The sequence below is a fragment of the Candidatus Xenohaliotis californiensis genome (assembly GCF_963930935.1).
Taxonomy (GTDB): domain Bacteria; phylum Pseudomonadota; class Alphaproteobacteria; order Rickettsiales; family CAWVOK01; genus Xenohaliotis; species Xenohaliotis californiensis.
The window spans coordinates 1-20,530 of the sequence record NZ_CAWVOK010000009.1 but is presented as its reverse complement, the minus strand read 5'-3'; the positions used below and the strand labels follow the sequence as shown (position 1 = coordinate 20,530).

Annotated in this window: 14 protein-coding genes; 11 read left to right on the top strand and 3 right to left on the bottom strand. The window is 33.0% G+C overall.

All coding sequences use genetic code 11. The annotated features are described in order from the left end of the window. Nucleotides 1-6: 6 nt before the first annotated feature. From AABI72_RS01095 to dnaE, 7 genes are all read left to right on the top strand, one after another. A complete protein-coding gene (locus AABI72_RS01095; RefSeq protein WP_338363603.1) occupies nucleotides 7-468 on the top strand; it encodes a hypothetical protein in 462 nt (153 codons plus the stop codon). Between the two features lie 66 nt (nucleotides 469-534). After that, nucleotides 535-1,404 (top strand): hypothetical protein, encoded by an 870-nt coding sequence (locus AABI72_RS01090; RefSeq protein ID WP_338363601.1) that lies wholly within the window; start codon nucleotides 535-537, stop codon nucleotides 1,402-1,404. Between the two features lie 107 nt (nucleotides 1,405-1,511). Next, complete coding sequence (locus AABI72_RS01085; protein ID WP_338363599.1) at nucleotides 1,512-2,591, top strand: hypothetical protein; 1,080 nt, start codon at nucleotides 1,512-1,514, stop codon at nucleotides 2,589-2,591. 76 nt (nucleotides 2,592-2,667) lie between these two features. Beyond that, nucleotides 2,668-3,678, top strand: a complete 1,011-nt coding sequence (locus AABI72_RS01080) for a hypothetical protein (protein WP_338363594.1) — start codon at nucleotides 2,668-2,670, stop codon at nucleotides 3,676-3,678. A 122-nt stretch (nucleotides 3,679-3,800) separates the two neighbouring features. After that, a complete protein-coding gene (gene atpA, locus AABI72_RS01075) occupies nucleotides 3,801-5,360 on the top strand; it encodes a F0F1 ATP synthase subunit alpha (RefSeq protein ID WP_338363592.1) in 1,560 nt (519 codons plus the stop codon). Continuing rightward, nucleotides 5,357-6,244, top strand: a complete 888-nt coding sequence (gene atpG, locus AABI72_RS01070) for an ATP synthase F1 subunit gamma (RefSeq protein ID WP_338363590.1) — start codon at nucleotides 5,357-5,359, stop codon at nucleotides 6,242-6,244. The genes atpA and atpG overlap by 4 nt, the downstream gene beginning before the upstream one ends. Before the next feature lie 265 nt (nucleotides 6,245-6,509). Continuing rightward, nucleotides 6,510-9,908, top strand: coding sequence for a DNA polymerase III subunit alpha (gene dnaE, locus AABI72_RS01065; protein ID WP_338363588.1), 3,399 nt, complete (start codon nucleotides 6,510-6,512; stop codon nucleotides 9,906-9,908). A gap of 1,649 nt (nucleotides 9,909-11,557) precedes the next feature. Here dnaE and AABI72_RS01060 read toward each other — a convergent pair. Then, nucleotides 11,558-12,172, bottom strand: coding sequence for a ribonuclease HII (locus tag AABI72_RS01060; RefSeq protein WP_338363586.1), 615 nt, complete (start codon nucleotides 12,170-12,172; stop codon nucleotides 11,558-11,560). Nucleotides 12,173-12,286: 114 nt separating this feature from the next. On the opposite strand from AABI72_RS01060, the gene AABI72_RS01055 reads away from it, so the two are divergent. The 4 genes from AABI72_RS01055 to AABI72_RS01040 all read left to right on the top strand — a co-directional run bounded on the left by AABI72_RS01055 (nucleotide 12,287) and on the right by AABI72_RS01040 (nucleotide 15,772). Continuing rightward, nucleotides 12,287-13,264 (top strand): D-alanine--D-alanine ligase, encoded by a 978-nt coding sequence (locus tag AABI72_RS01055; RefSeq protein ID WP_338363584.1) that lies wholly within the window; start codon nucleotides 12,287-12,289, stop codon nucleotides 13,262-13,264. A 138-nt stretch (nucleotides 13,265-13,402) separates the two neighbouring features. Continuing rightward, the gene (gene tmk / locus AABI72_RS01050) at nucleotides 13,403-14,425 is read left to right on the top strand and encodes a dTMP kinase (protein WP_338363582.1); all 1,023 of its coding nucleotides are present in this window, start codon (nucleotides 13,403-13,405) and stop codon (nucleotides 14,423-14,425) included. A gap of 92 nt (nucleotides 14,426-14,517) precedes the next feature. Further along, nucleotides 14,518-15,015 carry a pantetheine-phosphate adenylyltransferase gene (coaD, locus tag AABI72_RS01045; protein ID WP_338363580.1) on the top strand — a complete coding sequence of 166 codons (498 nt, stop codon included), beginning with the start codon at nucleotides 14,518-14,520 and terminating at the stop codon, nucleotides 15,013-15,015. Further along, nucleotides 14,975-15,772, top strand: a complete 798-nt coding sequence (locus tag AABI72_RS01040; RefSeq protein ID WP_338363578.1) for a type II secretion system protein — start codon at nucleotides 14,975-14,977, stop codon at nucleotides 15,770-15,772. The genes coaD and AABI72_RS01040 overlap by 41 nt, the downstream gene beginning before the upstream one ends. 290 nt (nucleotides 15,773-16,062) lie before the next feature. On the opposite strand, the gene AABI72_RS01035 is transcribed toward AABI72_RS01040, so the two are convergent. Both AABI72_RS01035 and murJ read right to left on the bottom strand, forming a co-directional pair. Next, nucleotides 16,063-17,052, bottom strand: a complete 990-nt coding sequence (locus AABI72_RS01035; RefSeq protein WP_338363576.1) for an ankyrin repeat domain-containing protein — start codon at nucleotides 17,050-17,052, stop codon at nucleotides 16,063-16,065. Between the two features lie 1,654 nt (nucleotides 17,053-18,706). Beyond that, the gene (gene murJ, locus AABI72_RS01030) at nucleotides 18,707-20,242 is read right to left on the bottom strand and encodes a murein biosynthesis integral membrane protein MurJ (protein ID WP_338363574.1); all 1,536 of its coding nucleotides are present in this window, start codon (nucleotides 20,240-20,242) and stop codon (nucleotides 18,707-18,709) included. Nucleotides 20,243-20,530 lie beyond the last annotated feature (288 nt).

The window sequence follows — 20,530 nt, the reverse complement described above, 5'->3', positions numbered from 1 at the left end:
TATTTTATGATAGAAAATGATAAAAATAGCACAAAAGAGATCATTGGGCAAAAAAGCAATCAAAACAACATGGATAATAACAAAAATGAATCTAATAAAGCTGATTTAAAGAATGAGACATTTTCTGTAAAAAAAGATAGCGAAATTGAAACAGATAATTTTAATCTCAATTACTCAATACCTGAACAACGAAGTGCACTATCTAAATTTTTATCTGGACTGAAGAATGCTATAAATATACTTTTTTCAAGCCTGTTTATGAAAAAAACAAAAAAATATGATGTAGCACATCAAGAACATTTTGCCAACATAGATACAGCAAAACAAATTAAGGAACACATGGGGGGAGAAAACGAAAATTTTAGCACCAAAACCCGTGATTCCATCAAATATAAAACCACTCATGCAGCAAAACAAAAATCCAAGCAAAACAAACAACTAGATGCATCAACTCCTCACATGGAATGAATAACAACAAAAAACCAAAAGAAGTCTCTAATTGTTAATATATAAATCTAATTTTAGGAGTTAATTATGCAAGGAAAAAAAATTAATACTCAGAAACAGCAAAACAAACCAATCTTAATAAAGCCCGAAAATACAAACTACCAACAATCAGCTACTACCACAAACAATAATAAATATTGGCAAGAGTTAAGTGAAGTAGGAACTATCAAGGAGTATACTACTGAAGAGGAGCAAGCAGATATACATGCTGCAAAGGCTACAAAAGAAACAACGCAATTAAACAAAAAGGTTGATTCTAATCTTGGTCTTTTTGCACCAGAACTGCCCAGCAGACCCAGAGGACTAGGGGGCATGCCTAAAAGAAAATCCAAAATCCCAGCACACAGCATACAGCTTGTTGGGGAAATTCATCATGATCCCAAAAGAAATCCATTTGATTCTAAAATTAAAAAACAATTGCTTGCAAAACATGGTCGAAACATCTCACGCCCATTTTCAGACACCGAGACAAACAGTCATGAAAACACTATAAGCACAAATAATGGCAAAGAAGATGACAGAGATTTGTATGATCTTGCTGGTGCTTCTGGTGGACAAATTAATATTAATGATCATATAAAAAAGCTGTCCAACTCAAGCACTGAGACAAACAGCCATGAAAACACCACAGGCACAAATGATAAAAAAGAAGATGACAGAGATTTGTATGATCTTGCTGGTGCTTCTGGTGGGCATGTGAATAGAGATGACACAAAGAAAAAATCATCTCAAGAGCAGAGCATAACAAAAAAATATACAAGCATAAACAATGATGATCTTAATGGTCTAGAAAATGTTAAAGAACTTGGCAGCAAGACTGATGGAGAACATGTTGTTGCTAGTCAAACAGAAAAAAAATCTACTGGCAAAGGCACTGTGCTCTCAACAAGATTATAAACCAACAGCTATGTTGTATTTGTTGCTGGAATAAAAATTTTATCTATAGCACCCTAGCAATTGAATTCACTTAGTTAATATATGCAATTTTTATTTAAGGAGTTTTTATGATAATAAATAATAAATTTTCTACTATTTTATACAATCCTACTAACATAGAAGGCAGTAGCCCTAAAAAATTTAGAGAGAATGAGTATGAAAATATAGATATCACAGGGAATCAAATTAATACTCCAGAGAACAGCCAAGAAAGAGAAAGTATATTTGGAACTATTGGTGATATGAGACAAAAAGTAGATGACATTGAGAGAGCCAATGTGGAAGTGGGAACTGATGCAGATAATATTTATGCTACTGTTAATAAAAGCAAAGCAGTAAACAAACCTGTATTCAATCACTCAGATCAAGAAGAACATACAATTAATCCAGAAGCTCAAAATCCACCACCAATACCAGAGAGAAGATATAAGGATGTGGGTATGTTTAGACGCTTTCTTACGGCAGTAACTAATGTTATTAGCAAACCATTTGTGTTTTTATATAATATGTTTAGCAATTCAGACAACAAAGATATGCAAAGCATGGTTTCTGGAAGAGCAGAAATGACTGATAATGACCTATATCAAACCTCTCAGGAAACAACAAAAAACACCAGAAGGAGTGTGCAAGATAAAGCAGAAATGACTGATAATGACCTATATCAAACCTCTCAGGAAACAACAAAAAACACCAGAAGGAGTGTGCAAGATAAAGCAGAAATGGCTGATAATGCAATATATGAAAGTTATGATGGGCTGCACGGTAACACCAGAAGAGCTAGTGATAATGTATCAAATTATGCATCAATAGACTTTAGTGGAGCAAGAGTAAATGGTGATTTGCCACAAAAACACAGCTCTGATTACTCATCTGTAATAATTGGCAATCAGGGAAAACCTCAGGTTGTCAGTGTTTCTAATGGCAGGACTGATGTTACTAATGCCAACAAAGCACAGGCTGATATGTATAAAGCAGCACAAGACAGAGTATTACAAGAAAAAAAAGAGTTAACAAAGGGTGAAGATGCTGTATATGAAAATGCACCAATCACACAACAAACACAAAATAACACTAAGAGCACTTTTGCTCAAAAAGTTCAAGAAGAACGGAAGCAAAACCTATCAGAACAATCCATTAGTAGGAAATAATCTAACCCAAACAAAAAGCTGCATAATTTTTACAAAGCAGATCTTTATATTGTTTAACTAACTTTTGGTAGGTATTGTGAATATTAAATTTTACAGCACATGCTGCAGAGCACCAAGCACTGACAGCAATGCAACAAATCACCCAAAACTGGGCGACAAAAAAAAAGGAAACGTTTTATCTTTGGTAAATCACTTTGAAAATCTTAAAAATCCTTCTGTAGATAAACCACTGTACAAAGACAGCGCTTCTCAAAACAAAAAAATCAAAACCCAAAAGACTAAATGGCAAGACAGCAACAAAAGTATTGGCAAAAAAGACGCCAAGCAGCACAATCCTCCTAGTCAACAAAAAATCGCAGCAGATAAAAACATTGTCAAAAAAGAAGACAGGGAAAATTTAAGAGAAATATTAAAAAATAAGCTTGCAGCACGTAGACAATCAATAGCCCCTATAGAAACTGCAAACAACACACCTGAGCTACAAGCAGTACCAACAACACCATTATCATCAAGTGGTACACATAATGATCATAACAGAGAAGTGAAAACACTGGGCAATATAAATTATGGACATATGCTAGACATGCTAAAGAAAAAACTTAACAAACTTAATGCTGAAACACCAGGTTATGAACATGAAGCAGAAGAAAGAAGTAAAAACATCACAGCCACCCCAAAACATAATGTGGTGGCAAGTGCACCATCATCTGTATCATTAGGCAATACACATACTGCTCATGATAGAGAAGCAAGAAATGAACACAATAATGTAATGAGTGAATTAAAGCAAAAATTTGGAAAAGCTGAAACACCAGGTTATGAACATGAAGCAGAAGAAAGAAGTAAAAACATCACAGCCACCCCAAAACATAATGTGGTGGCAAGTGCACCATCTATGCCATCAGAGCATTCTTCTAACCTGCCCAGCACAAACAAAGAGATAACGATAAAAAATAAACTTGTCCAAGAATTGAAAAATAAATTTTCTAGTGGTAGTTTAAGTGGTTTTGAGAAAATAGAAGAAAACAATATTAGCAACTACAATTCTGTAGCAATGCATAATAACAATAGTGGATTACATAGGTAAAATCATTTATATGGTTAATATGGTAAAAAATGTTGCTACAATGAATGATTTTTTTAATTATTATTGCTTAACAATAATTAGTATGTTAGAAATTGTAAATTGATCAGTTTATAGAGTTGTGTATGGTGCTAAATATTGCCGAAATATCTAGGGCAATTCAGAAAAATATGGCTGAATATGAGGAAAAAATTAACTTTGAAGAAACTGGCCATGTACTTTCTATAAGAGATGGTGTGGTTTTAGCATATGGCTTAAACAATGTAAAAGCTGGTGAATTAGTGGAGTTTGAAAACAATGTTAAGGGCATGGTATTAAACATGGATGCAAACTCTACAAGTATAGTTCTATTTAGTGATGACTATGCTGTTAAAGAAGGTGATGTAATTAAGCGTACTGAAAAATTTGTGACCGTTCCAGTTGGTATGGAGCTACTTGGCAGGGTTGTTAATCCACTGGGAGAACCCATTGATGGTTTGGGATCAATATTAACAAAAGAAGAACTGCCAATTGAACGACCTGCTCCAGGAATAATTGAACGTCGCTCAGTTTATGAGCCACTGCACACGGGAACAAAAGTAGTAGATGCTCTAATTCCCATAGGCAGAGGTCAACGTGAATTATTGGTGGGCGATAGAAAAACAGGTAAAACCACCATCACAATTGATGCTATCATCAACCAAGCAGAGTGCAATAAAACTGGCAAAATAAATGATAAAATATTTTGTATTTATGTAGCTATTGCACAAAAAGCCTCAACAATAGCAAAAATAGTAGAAATTTTACGCAAAACTGGTGCTTTAGAATATACTATAGTGGTTGCCATACCGCCATCTAGTCCAGCACCATTGCAATATATTGCACCATATGCTGGATGCACTATGGCTGAATATTTTCGTGATAATGGAATGCATGCACTGGTTGTATATGATGATCTGTCAAAACATGCTGTAGCATACAGACAAATGTCACTTTTACTACGCCGCCCACCTGGTAGAGAAGCCTATCCAGGTGATATATTTTTCGTACACTCTAGACTATTAGAGAGAGCAGCCAAAATGTCTGATGAAAAAGGTGGTGGTTCATTAACCGCCCTGCCTATAGTTGAAACGCAAGCAGGAGACATCTCAGCATACATTCCAACAAATCTTATATCAATTACAGATGGTCAAATATTTCTAGAATCTGAGCTTTTTAACAAGGGAATTAGACCAGCTGTTAATATTGGCATGTCAGTTAGTCGCGTTGGCTCTGCTGCACAAAAAAAGGCAATGAAAAAAGTTGCTGGAACAATCAAGCTAGACTTGGCACAAGCAAGAGAAATGGAATCTTTTGCACAATTTGCATCTGATTTAGATGTACAAACACGCACACTATTAAGACGTGGTGCATGCTTGGTTGAGTTATTAAAGCAAAACAAAAACACCCCCATGAGCCCAGCAAAACAGGTGGTGGCAATATTTGTAGGAGTCCAAGGATATCTTGATAATATCTTAATCAACCTTATTAAAAATTTTGAAACAGACATTATTGAAACAATGATTTCTAGCTACCCAGAAATCTTGCAGAAAATTGATTTTTCTGGTGATCTAAATAAAGAAGCAATTGATACTTTACATAAAGTTGCCAAATCAATAGCACAAAGATATCAAAGCAAAAGTGCTATGAAGGAAAAAGAGGCATGAAAGGTGACATTAAAGCACTGCAACAAAGAATTAAAACCGTAGGGGCAACGAAAAAAATTGCCAGTGTTATGAGGCTAATTGCATCTTCTAAATACCAAACCTACCATAAATTACTAATTAGTGCCAATGAGTACAACAGGCATTTAACAAGAGTTGCTCATGATTATTTCCAGAACATTGATTTACCACCTGATATTTACAAACCAGCACTATTTAACAACAAACCAAGCAACAAGGTGCTGCTTGTTTGTATATCCTCTAATAAAGGACTCTGTGGTAATTTCAATCAATTAATTAATAACAACATTGACAGCTTCATTGAGATTAATAAAAACAAAGAAATAAGCGCATTTACAATAGGTGCAAAAGCAGAAAAACACATTCAAACCAAACACAAATCTGATGTTATGCTCATACCACATAAATGTTCTTTGACCAAAAATCCAAAATATGAGCATTTTGTTACCATGGCATCACTAATAGCCAATTTTTTCCTTTGTGAAAAATTTGAGTCTGTGCACATGATATTCTCTCATTTTGTTAGCAGTGTTGAAAGAAAGGTTGTTAGTGAAATTTTACTACCAATTCCACAACCGCCCACACAAAAAGAGTACTCAGTCACTGCATATGAGCCAAGCTCCCATGGTATTATTGAAAACTTATCATGGCAAATGCTTAAAAGTAAACTTTACCAAAACATGATAAGCAACTATGTTAGTGAACATTGTGCACGTATGCTAGCCATGGACAATGCTTCCAAGAATGCTAGCGATATATCTGACAGACTTATGCTGGAGTGCAACAGTATGCGTCAAGATGGCATTACAACAGAGCTACTGGAGATAATTGCTGGCTCAGAAACTATTAAAAAAAATAATATATAGTTTGTAAATGATATATCTGACAGACTTTGCTGGAGTGCAACAGTATGCGTCAAGATGGCATTACAACAGAGCTAGTGGAGATAATTGCTGGCTAGAAATAGCCAATTATAGTTATTGCCTAAATTCTTAAACTTATTTTCAATTTTATGCTAAATATTATTCTTACTTTAACCACAATCTTAGTGCATAAATATTACATAAATTATGTACTTTTAAGAAAAAATTGCTAATATCTTACTAATATCTTATTAGTGTATATTTTATAGTGCATTTTATCCACTTAAGAACATACAGTGATTATTCACTGTTAAGCAGCACTATATCCATAGACCAAATGATAAATCTCTGTGTTGATAACAAGATGCCAGCTGTTGCAGTTACTGATAATAAAAACCTTTATAGTGCACTAGAGTTTGCTGAAAAAGCAGTAAAAAAAGGTATACAGCCTATAATTGGTTGCTGTATAAGCATGCTATTTGATAACAAAGAATTTGATATTTTGCTTTTAGCCAAAAATGAACAGGGTTATTTTAATCTTATTAAACTTGTTTCAGAGTCTTTTATCAAATCTGCCAAAGAACCATTTGTTGTTTTAGATGAGATAATTAGCCTAAATGCTGGTTTAATTATGCTCGGTGGCAATCCAATTAGTGGGTTAATGACTGCCTGTGCAAAAAACAAGGTTAACAATAGTGTGCTACCCATGTTAATGCAAGCCTTTGATACACGTCTATATGTAGAAATACAACGACATGGTCTACCAGAAGAAGAAGAAAATAATGAATTATTAATTGATCTCGCCTATCAGCACAACTTACCACTGGTAGCAACCAATGCAGTATTTTTTGCCAACAAAGAATGCTATGAAGCTCACGATGCACTGATGTGCATTAGCAGTGGTCGATATGTTTCAGATGAAAATCGCCCACACCTTAACCAAGAATATTACTTTAAATCCATGGATGAGATGCTGGAGCTATTTTCTGATATACCAGAGGCCACAGAGAATGCTGTTGCAATAGCTAAACGTTGCTGTTTTGCACCCCATGCTGTCAAACCAATATTACCCACCTCCATAGATGGTGGCCAGCCTGACAATACCCTAAAAAAATATGCAACAAAAGGCTTAGAGTATCGTTTTAACCATGATTTGTTCTCCAGCAAGATGTCTCAAGATAAAAAAAATGAACTAAAGAAAAAATACTCAGAGAGATTAGAGTATGAGTTAAATATTATATTTAATATGCAGTACTCAGCATATTTTTTGATAGTACAAGACTTTGTCAATTGGAGCAAATCTAATGGTATATCTGTAGGACCAGGCAGGGGATCTGGTGCAGGATCACTTGTTACATGGTGTTTACAAATTACCAACATAGATCCAATTAAGTATGGTTTGATTTTTGAACGCTTTCTTAATCCTGAAAGAGTTTCAATGCCAGATTTAGATATTGATTTTTGCCAAGAAAAACGAGACAGGGTGATAGATTATATATGTAAGAAATATGGCAAAGAATGTGTAGCACAAATAATAACTTTTGGTACTCTGCAAGCCAGAGGTGTATTGCGCGATGTAGGCAGGGTGTTACAAATGTCATACAACCATGTTGATAGACTGTGTAGAATGGTTCCAAACAATCCATCCAATCCCGTGACACTATCTGAAGCACTGGATATGGATGCTAACTTGCGCACAGAAAGAGATAGTGATGAGGTTGTTGATCGCCTGATAAGTAATGCATTAAAACTAGAGGGCTTACATAGACACATATCAACCCATGCAGCTGGGGTGGTAATATCACACCAACCACTTAGCAAGCTTATTCCATTCTGTGTTGACCATGACACTGGGCGCCTATTAACACAATTCTCTATGAAATATGTAGAAAGAGCTGGCTTGATTAAGTTTGATTTTTTGGGCTTAAAAACACTGACCATGATATCAAAAGTCATTGAAGCTGTTCGTCTAAACAGCCCTGATTTTGATATTAATAAAATAGACTTAGATGATCCAACCACATATGAGCTTTTGTCAACTGGCAACAATATAGGATTGTTCCAATTGGAAAGTGCTTATGTTATAGATATTTTACGCAACATGCAACCCAACTCATTTGAAGACATTATTGCTTTAATATCCCTAAATCGCCCCGGCCCAATGGAAAATATGCCCAGATACATAGATCGCAAAAATGGTATAGAAGAGGTAGATTACCTACATCCCATGTTAAAAGATATTCTAACTGAAACTTTTGGCATTATAGTTTATCAAGAGCAAGTTATGCACATTGCACAAAAAATGGCTGGTTACTCTCTAGGTGCTGCAGACCTGCTACGAAGAGCAATGGGGAAAAAAATAAAAGAAGAAATGGATCAACAAAAAGAAATTTTCATTCAGGGCAGCATTAACAATGGTGTTAGCAGCGACAAAGCTGCCTATATTTTTGAACTAGTTGCAAAATTTGCAGGATATGGTTTCAACAAGTCACATGCCACTGCATATGCAATGATATCTGTACAAACAGCATATCTCAAAGCACATTATCCTAAAGAATTTTTTGTTTCACTAATGTCACTTGATGCTGATGATACAAATAAACTATTTATATTGTGTCGCGATGCAAAGCTTAACAATATTAACGTTCTACCTCCTGATATAAACAAATCTGAAGTATTGTTTGCTATTGAGGACAGCATAAGTATTCGCTATTCTCTAAGTGCATGTAAAAACCTTGGCTTGTCTGCTGCTAAAGAAATTTGCACCAAAAGACAAGAGGATGGTCTTTTTACTGATGTTTTTAATTTTGTAAAACGCTTAGCTGGAAAAATTAACAAAAAGTCACTAGAAGCTTTAATAAAAAGTGGTTCACTTGATTCTTTGCATTTAAACAGGAGGCAACTACTAGATTCAATAGACATACTTATAGGATATGCCTCATCTTGTCAGAAAGAACAAAGCCAAAATCAATCAAGTATGTTTGATGGTGTTTTTGATGTAAACATAAGCAAACCAACGTTAAGGGGTACAGATAACTTTTCAGAAGAATTGCGGTTGCAGTATGAATTTGAGGCATTTGGATTTTATTTAACAAAGCACCCAATAGAGGACTATCAACAAAAATTAACCAATGCAGGTGTTACTCCTATTAGTAACATTGCACATAAAAAGCTTGTTCAAGCCAGCATAGCTGGTGTTGTGTCAACTCTTAAAATCAAACCATCTAAACATGGAAAACAAGCAACAATATCTTTTGCTGATCACACTGGAATGGTTTCATGTGTGCTATATGATGAGCAACTCATATCTCCAGATACCTTATATGTTGGTGCCTTGCTCTATTTACAGGTAAAAATTAATCATGATGATGGTGGTATGCGGACTATTGCTTTTGTTGTTAAACCACTTAAGCTATTTCTTGCAAAATGTAGTGGAAAAATTATTATCACAATAAACAATCAGGCAAGTGCAGGAATTGCAAAAACAATACGAAGTCTTTTGGGAGAAAAAGCAGTTTTTACTAATGGACATGTAGTGTATTTTCATATACTAATGAGCAATGGCACAGCAACACAGCTAGAAGTTGCCAGTGTTTTTAACCCAAGCCCTAAAAATCTCAGCAAAATAAACAAAATTACTGGTGTAGTTAGTGTTATATGTGATTAGATACTTATTTGATCACACATATCACTATCATTGATTTATGAAAACAATTTTATGGTAATAAAATCAATGTTGTGTTTATTTTTTTTAAAAACTGCCACTTTGTTGAGGATACATCCATCCTCTGAGTTTTGAAAAAAAACTTAGGGTGAGTCTGTAAAAACAGAGGGGGTTTTGTAGAATCAAAGTATTTACTACTGTCAACAATTTACTTACGTTAATTAGCAAACATTTATCTAATTCTTTTGAAGATAGCTAAAAGCTTGGCCAATGATTGTATATTACTAATATTTATAAACTATTTGTAAACATTCAAATTAACATTAACTACAATAATTAGCAATCATCATTGTATCAAAAAAATGCATGATTGGTGTGGTGATGCTGAATGTTTTGTGTTATAGGAGAAATTCTTACTTTATTAGTTTACTTTAAATTTTTACAAAATTTAAAAGATATTGTCTAAGGTGGCAGGGTGGTAATGCTTTGTTATAAGGCAATTTATTTTTTTATTGTTATCATGACTCATTGTTTTATAGAGCCATTTTTAGTTTTTGTAAAAACTCAAATGATATGTTTCTCTTGAGTGGCAGCATTCTACGATTGCACATAACATTCCTTATTATTTTAAAATTAAAATAAAGCACTGATAATCTTTATGTTTGTTATCAACAGCTTAGCATTATTTTATCTATAGTTAAATCAAAATTTAGCAAAATGTTTTGTATTAATTATTAATGAGCACTGTTGTTAATTCTAACCATATGCTCAACAATAAACTTATTTTTAACAATACTAATAACTATTATTTATATAATTAAATCTATTATTTATTTGTAGTAATGGCTGTGACTTTGTGGAAAAATATTTTTATCAACAGATTATATGTATTGCTGATCACAGAATAATGCTTAATTGCTAGTGAGATGGGTCACTATATCACAAATACACATCTTGTGGATAATTTTATTATATTGTGAATTTTTTTTAATAACTTTGTATATATAACAATAATGGTGCATTAAATAACCTGGTTTATTCATTTTTTCCCCAAAAAATCCACATACTTTTAACAAAATCTGACTCATTTGTCTATTTTTTAAAAACCAACAGATTTAGAAACACTCTTAAATAAGCCACAATATAAACATTTGTTTTTTGACCCTATAAAGATAATCGGGAAATTTTTATTGAACATGAACTATGGTCTGTATTGTATGGTTTTTGCATTGTTGTTCAGATTAATCCAAGATACTGAAAAATTTGCATCATATACAAATACCCTCTGGCTAAAATTAACAGATGAAAATTAAAAATTTGATTTTCTATGGTTTTTTAAAATACAGTATTTGCTAATTTATTTTTCACTACAGGTATTTGCTTAATCTTTAAAGATTATTGTTGGTCATGCTGCATGGTCTATAAATTATTTTTTGGCAAAAATATTTTCTCAAAATTTTTCTTTTTGTATCAAGAGTTAGACAATAGCTTTAGTGTTGCTCTTGTTAAAATGATCAGTGATGTCAAAATTGATTTGTTGATAGCGTTTTGCTTGGTATCTATAAAATTTTTATTTCATAATTAGTCAAACAATGTAAGGAGTGCTTATGGGTAACAAGAAGAAGTAAAATGAGAAGTTTATGCATTCTGTATCATGACTGCATGTTGTTTTTAATTATGCATTTTTTCAACATTGATTTGATGGGTTCAAAATTTTTTCTGTGGTGTGTTGTAATGCCAAATTTTATGATGGCTTTAGTGTGCTCACTGGTTCCATAGCCTTTATTGTAAAACCATCCATAGTTTGGGAACCTGTTATGTAGTTTTTGCATTAATTTGTCTCTAGTTACCTTGGCAACTATTGATGCAGCAGCTATTGCTAGGATTTTTGAGTCTCCTTGGGGAATTGGATAGTAGAAATTAGTATCCTTTGGTTTGTGTATTCCATCAACCAGTATTTTATCTGATTTTATTTTTAGTTTTTGACAAGCTATGTGCATTGCTTTTTTAGAGGCATTTAAAATGTTTATTTTTTCAATCTCTGCAACTGTAACAGCATGTATGCTTATATCTAGTGCTGTTGTGTTTATTTGTTGATAAAGCAGTTCTCTTTGTTTTGCTGTTAGTTTTTTGGAGTCTTTAATTCCACTTGGTATATTGTCTGGGTTTAGGGAAACTGCTGCAGCTAAGACTGGACCAGCTAGACACCCTCTGCCAACTTCATCGGTTCCAGTAAGATTGTTTTTTGTTAAATCTATTTCTGCCATTTTAATTTATTAAGTAGATTAATTGCCTATATTAGCCATAAACACACTTTGTGAGAAAATGTTTTTTTAAGATCATTCAATATCTTGTCTTGTTAGGGCGTGGATTATTTATTTATGCTATATGTTTTTTATGCTAGCATAATATTATGTTTTTTTACTGGTTTGGTGTTAATGCTTTGCGTTGTGTTGCTAAAGGGTGGTGACTCACCAGAGAGGTTTGTTTCTTTGACTTCTGCAGAAATGGTTGAGAAATCCTTGTTGAACTTGGGTTATAAAACTTTTTCTTTGGATATACGGGATAATTTTTTTTTAGAGTTAGCTAAAATTACCCCCAAGCCAGATATATTGTTTTTAGCTACCCATGGTGGCATGGGTGAGAATGGTTGTTTACAGGGTTTGTGTGAATTTCTCAACATACCATACACACACTCTGGTGTTATGTCTTCAGCTATTTGTATGCATAAACCAACTACTAAGGCTATTTGTAGTATGGCTGGCATACCAACACCATTTGGCTGTGTTGTTAATTCTTTGGGAGTTGGTTGTTGTGATGATATACCCCCACCACATGTGGTTAAACCTGTTTTTGGTGGCTCTAGTTTGGATGTAATGCTTGTTGATCATATAAGAAATATCAATAATTTTCCTAAAGGTGATTTTTTGGTAGAAGAGTATATACATGGCAGGGAGCTAACAGCTGGTGTTCTGGGTGATCAATATCTTGGCCCACTTGAGATTGTGCTGCCAGATAGTAAATTTTTTGATTATGATGCAAAATATAAAAACAGCAGCACACAGTATGTAAAACCTAACCTTCCCCAAGATGTTTTGGACAGGTTGCATTTGTATACAATAAAAGCACACAATGCCTGTGGTTGTGAGGTGTTGTCGCGTGTTGATTTTCGCTATAACACACAGAAAAACAAACTTTTTCTACTAGAAATAAACACCAATCCAGGTTTATCAAAAAGATCATTGATTCCCATAATGGCTGCTAATGCTGGTATTTGTTTTGATGATTTGATTGCCAAGATCATAACTTTATCTTTAGCTAAAAAGCCTATTAATAGTAATGTTGTTGCTAGTGGTTAGATTGGTTATAATATAAAGAAAATATTTACTATTTTGTCGTTATTTAAAGCATGGCTTGCTTGCTTGTGAGTATGCTGACAAAGACATGTTTTTAATGGCATGCAATCCATTTTTTGTTCACATATATGGTGTGCTTATATGGCTTTTATAACTTTTGATGGTATGGATGGTGTTGGAAAAACAACCCAGATAAGAAGATTGTATAAAAACTTAAAGCATCATGGTTTTGATGTTTGTATCACCAGAGAGCCTGGTGGTTGTGATTTTTCTGAGAAAATCCGTGGTTTTCTCAAGAAAGTAACAGTAAAAAATGAGATAGAAATTTTATTGCAAATAGCATCTAGAATAGAACATGTTAATTGTGTTATTACTCCAGCTTTGGAGCGTGGTGTAGTGGTTCTTTGTGATCGTTTTGTAGATTCTACTGTTGCCTATCAGTGTTTTTCTGGTGTTGTGGTAGATATGTTGCTGAGATCAAAAAATGATTATGGGGATGATCCCACTATTCGTGATTTTTTATCTGATTTAATGCATGATGAGAGTATTAAGGATGAAACCAGAGACTTATTAAATAAAGCTATGGCTATTGAGCTGGGTGAAGCTAGCCTTCTTGGTTTTAATGATGGAGTGTTTTTTTATGCTCAGCCTAATTCTGATTGTGTTAGGCTGGGTTATAAAATAGCTAGCTTTGTGAACAGCCGCTTCCCTAATGTATTTGAGCATAGTGGTTTTGATGGTGGTGTTGATGTTTGTATTATGCAGGCTGTGATGCTTAATTTTGTTTTAGATGCACACAAACATTTTGTTGGTCTTAATCCTCATGCAACAATTTTACTGGATGTCTTGGATAGCGTTGCATTTGCTGGTGGTGAGATTAAACACCATGGTTTAGACAAATATGAGTCTAGGTCATGGTTGTTTAGGCTTTGGACAATTGCTGGCTATCGTTGGATTCAGCATATTGAAGATAGGAATGTTGGTGGTTTGCTTGGTGGAGCATCTAGGGAGTTTAGTAGCTTGGTGCGTGACAGTGTGGATAGTGTTGAATCACGTGTGTTGGATGTAGTTGGTGCTTTGCTTGGCTTTGATGTTGGTATAAAATTTAAAAATATTGTGAGTGTAGTAGTTTTTTTGTTTGTGGTTGTTTTTCAGATTCAATAGATATTGTTTTGAACATTTTTGTTTGTTTAAATGTTTGTTTGAATAATATGTGTTTTTGTGATAGTTTGAATTTTTAGTTGTTGGGTTTTGTTTTGTCTGCTTCGGTTGTTGTGTTTCCTGGTAGCTTTGATCCAATGACCATGGGTCATGTTCTTGTAGTAAAGAGGGCGCTGAGAATTTTTAGTAAGGTTGTTGTTGCAGTTGCTATCAACACCAATAAAGAGACAATGTTTTCTATAGAAGAGCGATTGTTAATAGTGCACAATGCACTAAAAAATATGGACAACATGATAAGCATTGAGTCATTTGGTGGTTTGTTGAGTGATTATATGAGGAGAAATAAACGTTGTGTTGTGATTAGGGGCGTTAGAGATGCAAATGATTTTGGTTATGAGCTGCAAATGAGTGTTATTAACTCTGAGTTGAATGATGATTTGGAAACTGTTTTTATACCCACATCACTAAACCATCAATACATATCATCAACTTTTGTAAAACGAATTGCTGCTATGGGCGGTGATATTAGTAAGTTTGTTCCCTATGGTGTTGATGTTAAAATTAAAAAGGCTTTTAGTGCAAAAAAAAATTAAAGCATCTTATTCTATTATAGAGATTAGCATTGCACTTGCAGTTATGGGTATCGTTATGACTGTTACTCTTGTTAATGTTGGATTATATCTTAGTATGGTAAAAATTAAGGAAACAAGATCAGATGTGGATTTAGCGGCAAAATTTTTAATGGAATATGCTGCTGTTAATGGTCGCTTACCTTGTCCAGCTGATCCAAGTGATGATAATTACACTGAGACTCAGTGTGATTGTTCTTCTAAGCTTACAGGAGATGTTGCTTGTTATGGATTGCCAGAGTTTGTGGTTGGTGCATTGCCTGTTAGTTCTATGTCTGGTAATAGAATTAAAGGTGTTGATGCATGGGGTTATAAATTAATTTATGTAGTATCATCAAAGCTAACTAAGTTTACGAAAACCAGCATTAAAAGTGGTGAATCTGGATTGTTTATCAATGTTAGTGGTATTGTTGATGTGGCTCCTGATGTAAGTAACTCAACTGAAGCAGCATTTGCTATTGTTAGTGCTGGTGTTAGTCATTTGGGTGCTTGGGGCAAAGATGGAATGGTGCCTTGCAACAATAGCAATCCAGAAGAAATTATCAACAAAAATAATTGTTCATATAATAGAAAAGATTTTTCTTTAATGTATTTTGCTGATATTAGGGTAAAAGATGGCAAGGTGAAAGCTAGAGATAGTAAAGGAGATGGAGTTTTTTTGTATAATAATATTATTTCTTGGAGGTCTATTATGGATTATAATATATTAGCTGTGAAGTAATTACTGTGCTGGTTGTTTGACATGTGTTTTGTTGCTGAAAATTGCTATTGTTTTTGCTGTGTTTTTGTCTAATTTGATAAAAATATTCTTTGTAGATAATATAATTTAAGTAAAGTTTTTTTGAAATCAACAATCATTTTTTGGTTTTTTTGACATAAATATAATCTCATATTGTGCAAATTTATAGCCTTGCTATCTCTTTTTAGAGTTTTAAATTTAAGAATTCATCTTGAAAATTTTCAGAAGATAAAAACCACACATTTGATAATGTGTGGTTGTAACATGTTGTGCTAAATGTGTATAGTAAATGGATTAAACATTAATGAGGGCAGAGAAAAATCAAAATCTAATGTACAACAATCATGATACGTAAATGGAATAGTTGTTACATTTGTTAATGTGTTTGTTGGTTGTGGTTCTTTTGGTTTATTTCCTTGTTGATTTGCTATATCTGAATTAGCTCCAGCTAACTCTAGTGCTTCAAATATCTGATGATTTTTTAACTCAGATGCTATGTGCAATGCAGTATTGCCATTATCATCTTGTTTGTCTAGGCAAGTTTCATTATAGCCAAGCAGTAGATCTACTAATGGTGCTGAATTGCATCTAGTTGCAAGATGCAGTGGGGTTTGTCCTTTGTTGTTTTGTTCATTTACTAATTGTATGAATGTTTCTGAATCAGATTTTTTTATGTTGTTGAGCACATATCTTAATATATTTTTTGAACAACTCATAGCAGCTAAGTGCAATATGTTGCAGCCATTGTTATCTTTTAGTTTTGATAAATCATTATCATCTTCACTATCAGATTTTCTGCTGCTCAGCTGTTGCCATAGATAATGAACAAGGTGTTGATTTTCTCCAGTTGTTATAGCAATTTGCAGTGGTGTGTTTCCCATTTTGTTTTTAGCCATTAAATCAACATCTCTAGAACACAAATATTTCATTAGCTCTATATTTCCAGAGACTGCTGCAAAATGTGCAAGATTGTTATTTTGATCATTAGTGCATTGTGCTAAATCTTTTGTTCTGCTTAATACTTTCCATACCTCAGTATAGTTACCACTAATGGCATGTTTGAATAACCATTCTCGTTGTTTTGTTGTGCCCATCTGTTGTTCTTCTGCACAACAATTTACAGAGTAATCTGTATTTCTATAAGCATTGGGAGTATATAGCAACAATCCATTCTCACATAAGAATTTTAACTGTACTGGATTGGTGACATAGTTTTGATCTGTTGCCATGGTAAATGTTTGTGTTATAAATGTTGATCTCATGGTTGTTTAATATTATATAATTATATTAACATATTAATACAATTATATAATATTTGCAATATTTTTATAAACTAAATATTTAACTATTTTATAATTATTTTTTTATCTTGTATCTCCAATTTAAGCATTTTATAGAATCCAACAAAAATCTTAGTGAGATATTATATTTTGCTTGAAATAGCATTGGCTATATTATATATAATTAGCAATATTAAAGCACAAATATATTTATGGTGTTTGCTATTTTTATCAATGCATTTGTCATGTTTTTATTACAATTTGTGTAGTATCAAATTTGATATCTAGTGTCCTGTTGACTTTGGGGTTTTGATAATTTTGGCAAATTCATTGCTGATCCACTTTGCTAATGGGTTTCAATGCTTTGTTTGTGACTCCTTATTGTTTTTGCTAGTTATTTGCTGTTAATTTTGGTCTTGATGCTATGCTAGCTTTGTGCCTGTTTGGCTATTATGGCTGGATATTTTTGTGTTTTACTTTGCATTCTTTTGCTTTTATGCTTGCAAAATTTTTGATATCAATAAGATAATTCTCAATGATTTATTTACCTTTTCTTATATGTTTATATGCAAATTTTTTAGCAATGTAGGTATTTTTTATCAAATAGCATAAAATATTCCATAAAAATCTTTGATTTAGCTGGATATGAATAGTACTAAAATTCATTGACTAGAAAATTGAAATATATACAATTTTTAAAAATGTGAAAGAAGTCATACTAAAATATGGCACATCATTGCTTCTTGCAAAAGCTTATTCTCTGGGTTTTTAAAATACAAGATTAGTCTATGAAGCAAATTTTTACTATAATGCAAAGCATTTATTGATGAGATTATGTTGCTTATAAATTTGTCAGTTTCCCTATAATTAGGGATGATTGCCTATAGAGATTTTAATAGTTTATACTGTGTTGATTTATTTAGATTTTTACTCATTTTGTGTGTTAGGTGTTAAGCTAAGCTTGTCAGGCTCTTTTTCTATATTGAAATTTTTTATTGTAGCATTTATATCTGGACTGCCTTTTTCTAATCTTATCTGATTAGGAAGTTGACTAACCTTTTGTTTGTTTCATCACATCAGGTTATTATACCCCAATATATTTCAACATCTTTTATTGCGGCATCTGTGGGTTTGGTTACTTCTGTTTGTTTTGAGATCATCATTATCTATCATTATCATCTTTGTTTATGTGCTGTGATTGCATGCTTCATTTTTATTGTTAACTAAGTAGCTTGGATAGTGAAAATTTTAATCACAAAAAAATATTTGTATTTTGTTGATTTACAGGTATTTTTTCATTAGGTTGACTTACAATTTCAAGTGCAAAACCACAAAACAGATCTCTTCAATGCTGTAGGGAAATGAATAGTTTAAGTCCACTTCTTTTTTGCAGCTGTTTTTTTAGTTTCCTTTTTTGTTGCTATATTTTTTGCTCTCTCTGAGCATAGATCTATGATTTTTGTTATAATTAGATTATTATATTCTATAATGTAATATATTTTTGAAAATAATAGTTCAATTATCATATCAGAGCTATTAAATATTTTATTTCTGATGACAGGTTGCACCCATCTGTTAAGTGTTCCATTAATTTTTGTATATTTTAATAGATAGGCATTAAAAATGTTGTTGATTTTTATGCTATGGATTGCAGAAATTCTTTTACATTAATTGTTTTTGTGATCCAAAGTGATAAGTAGTAGATAATTGCAGATAAACAGCAAATTGATACTAGAGATAAAAGTCTCAACAGACTTGGTGTTTCCATGGTAAATGATTTATGACTAATAATTGACATTACCAAGAGACTTACTCCCATTATTGTGCCACACAATAATGTGTTATTGATTATTTTTTGTATTTTTTGATCTATAATAAGATATTTTTTCTTTTTTACTTGGAGTATTAGCATAATAAAATTTAACCAAGCAGCACTTGATATAGATATTGCCACACCATAATGCTTCATTTTTATGCCCAGTGTCATGTTACCACAAAGATTTAACAATAAACACCAGAAAGATATTTTTACAGGTGTTTTTGTATCGCCATAAGCAAAAAATATAGGCACTATTATATTGGTTAAAATTACCGCAGGAAGTCCAGCAGCAAATATTCGAAGTATTGTGGCTGTTTGCTCTGTATCAATTATAGTAAATTTTCCTCTACCAAAGACAGTAATAACTATTTCTTTAGATATTATAAAAAATGCTATCATGGCTGGTATGCAAAGGATAATACTGGCACTTAGTGCAGCATTTACCATAGGGTTTATTTTTTCTGTTTCAGCGCATGCAATTTTTTGTGATATATTGGGTAATAATATGTAGCTCATTGCTATGCCAATTAATGCTGTAGGCATTTGTTGTAATCTGTCTGCATAGTATATATAAGACACAGAGCCAGCTCCCATGCTTGCAAAAAATGTACTAATCATAACATTAATTCTAGTGACACATGCACCAATAATGGTTGGTGCTATACGGTGTAGCAAAGCTATATTATCAGCATGGGCTGTTGGTAGCTTTAGTTTTATTTTTAGTCCTTGTTTGTGTGCAGCAATTAACATAAACAACAACTGTATGAGTCCAGCTATTAAAAAGCTAAATGATAGTGCCTCTGGCACATCAAGTTTGCCATTCAGTAAAGTGGGGGAGATAATAAAAAGAATATTTGGTATTATTGGCATCAATGCCATAGCAGCAAATTTTTTTCTGGTTTGCAGTCCTGCACCTACTGTTGCCACAAGTGTTATGAATATAACATAAGGAAACATTATACGCCCAAGTTTTATAGTAAGCAGTGATTTGCAATGGTTAGAGATAAACCCAGGTGCAAGTATTTTTATTATTTGTGGCATAAATGGATATGCTAAAAGGCTAATTGCCAGTAGGATTAAAAGTATTGCTGAGAATGTTTCATTTATAAATCTACTTGCTTCTTCTGGGTTGTTGTTATATTTTTCTGTGTATAGAGGAACAAATGCTGCACTCATTGCACCTTCTGCAAAGAGCATTCTGAATAAGTTTGGTAAACGAAATGCAACAAAAAAAGCATCTGCCATATAGCTGGTGCCCAAGAGAGCTGATATGGTTGCATCACGAATAAAACCCAATATTCTAGATATTAGAGTAAATGAGCTAAAAGTTAAAAAGCTCTTAATCATAGACATGTAGAGCCTTCAATAAGTGAAGTAATTATATTTCATTAGATATCATGATAGATATTTATTATAATTATAAGAGATGTTAATTGCAATATGCAGTTAGTAATAATTTGTTGTTTTAGTTAATTATTAGTAGTTCTGGCTGTGCACTTATTAGCTAAAGCACTCTAGTTAGTACTTGTGAATCATGATTATCTCTTTGGTCAATCATATGTTTGTATCTTCTCACAACTTTAATTTAATACTCAGTTAAATCATGCAGCCATTTTGGTTGATAGATCAAATGACCTGGCT

Coding starts and splice junctions, on each gene's coding strand:
- AABI72_RS01035 (WP_338363576.1), bottom strand. CDS start 17,052: ATGAGATCAACATTTATAACACAAACATTTACCATGGCAACAGATCAA.
- AABI72_RS01085 (WP_338363599.1), top strand. CDS start 1,512: ATGATAATAAATAATAAATTTTCTACTATTTTATACAATCCTACTAAC.
- AABI72_RS01055 (WP_338363584.1), top strand. CDS start 12,287: ATGCTATATGTTTTTTATGCTAGCATAATATTATGTTTTTTTACTGGT.
- tmk (WP_338363582.1), top strand. CDS start 13,403: ATGGCTTTTATAACTTTTGATGGTATGGATGGTGTTGGAAAAACAACC.
- atpG (WP_338363590.1), top strand. CDS start 5,357: ATGAAAGGTGACATTAAAGCACTGCAACAAAGAATTAAAACCGTAGGG.
- AABI72_RS01095 (WP_338363603.1), top strand. CDS start 7: ATGATAGAAAATGATAAAAATAGCACAAAAGAGATCATTGGGCAAAAA.
- AABI72_RS01060 (WP_338363586.1), bottom strand. CDS start 12,172: ATGGCAGAAATAGATTTAACAAAAAACAATCTTACTGGAACCGATGAA.
- atpA (WP_338363592.1), top strand. CDS start 3,801: ATGGTGCTAAATATTGCCGAAATATCTAGGGCAATTCAGAAAAATATG.
- murJ (WP_338363574.1), bottom strand. CDS start 20,242: ATGTCTATGATTAAGAGCTTTTTAACTTTTAGCTCATTTACTCTAATA.
- AABI72_RS01090 (WP_338363601.1), top strand. CDS start 535: ATGCAAGGAAAAAAAATTAATACTCAGAAACAGCAAAACAAACCAATC.
- AABI72_RS01040 (WP_338363578.1), top strand. CDS start 14,975: ATGTTAAAATTAAAAAGGCTTTTAGTGCAAAAAAAAATTAAAGCATCT.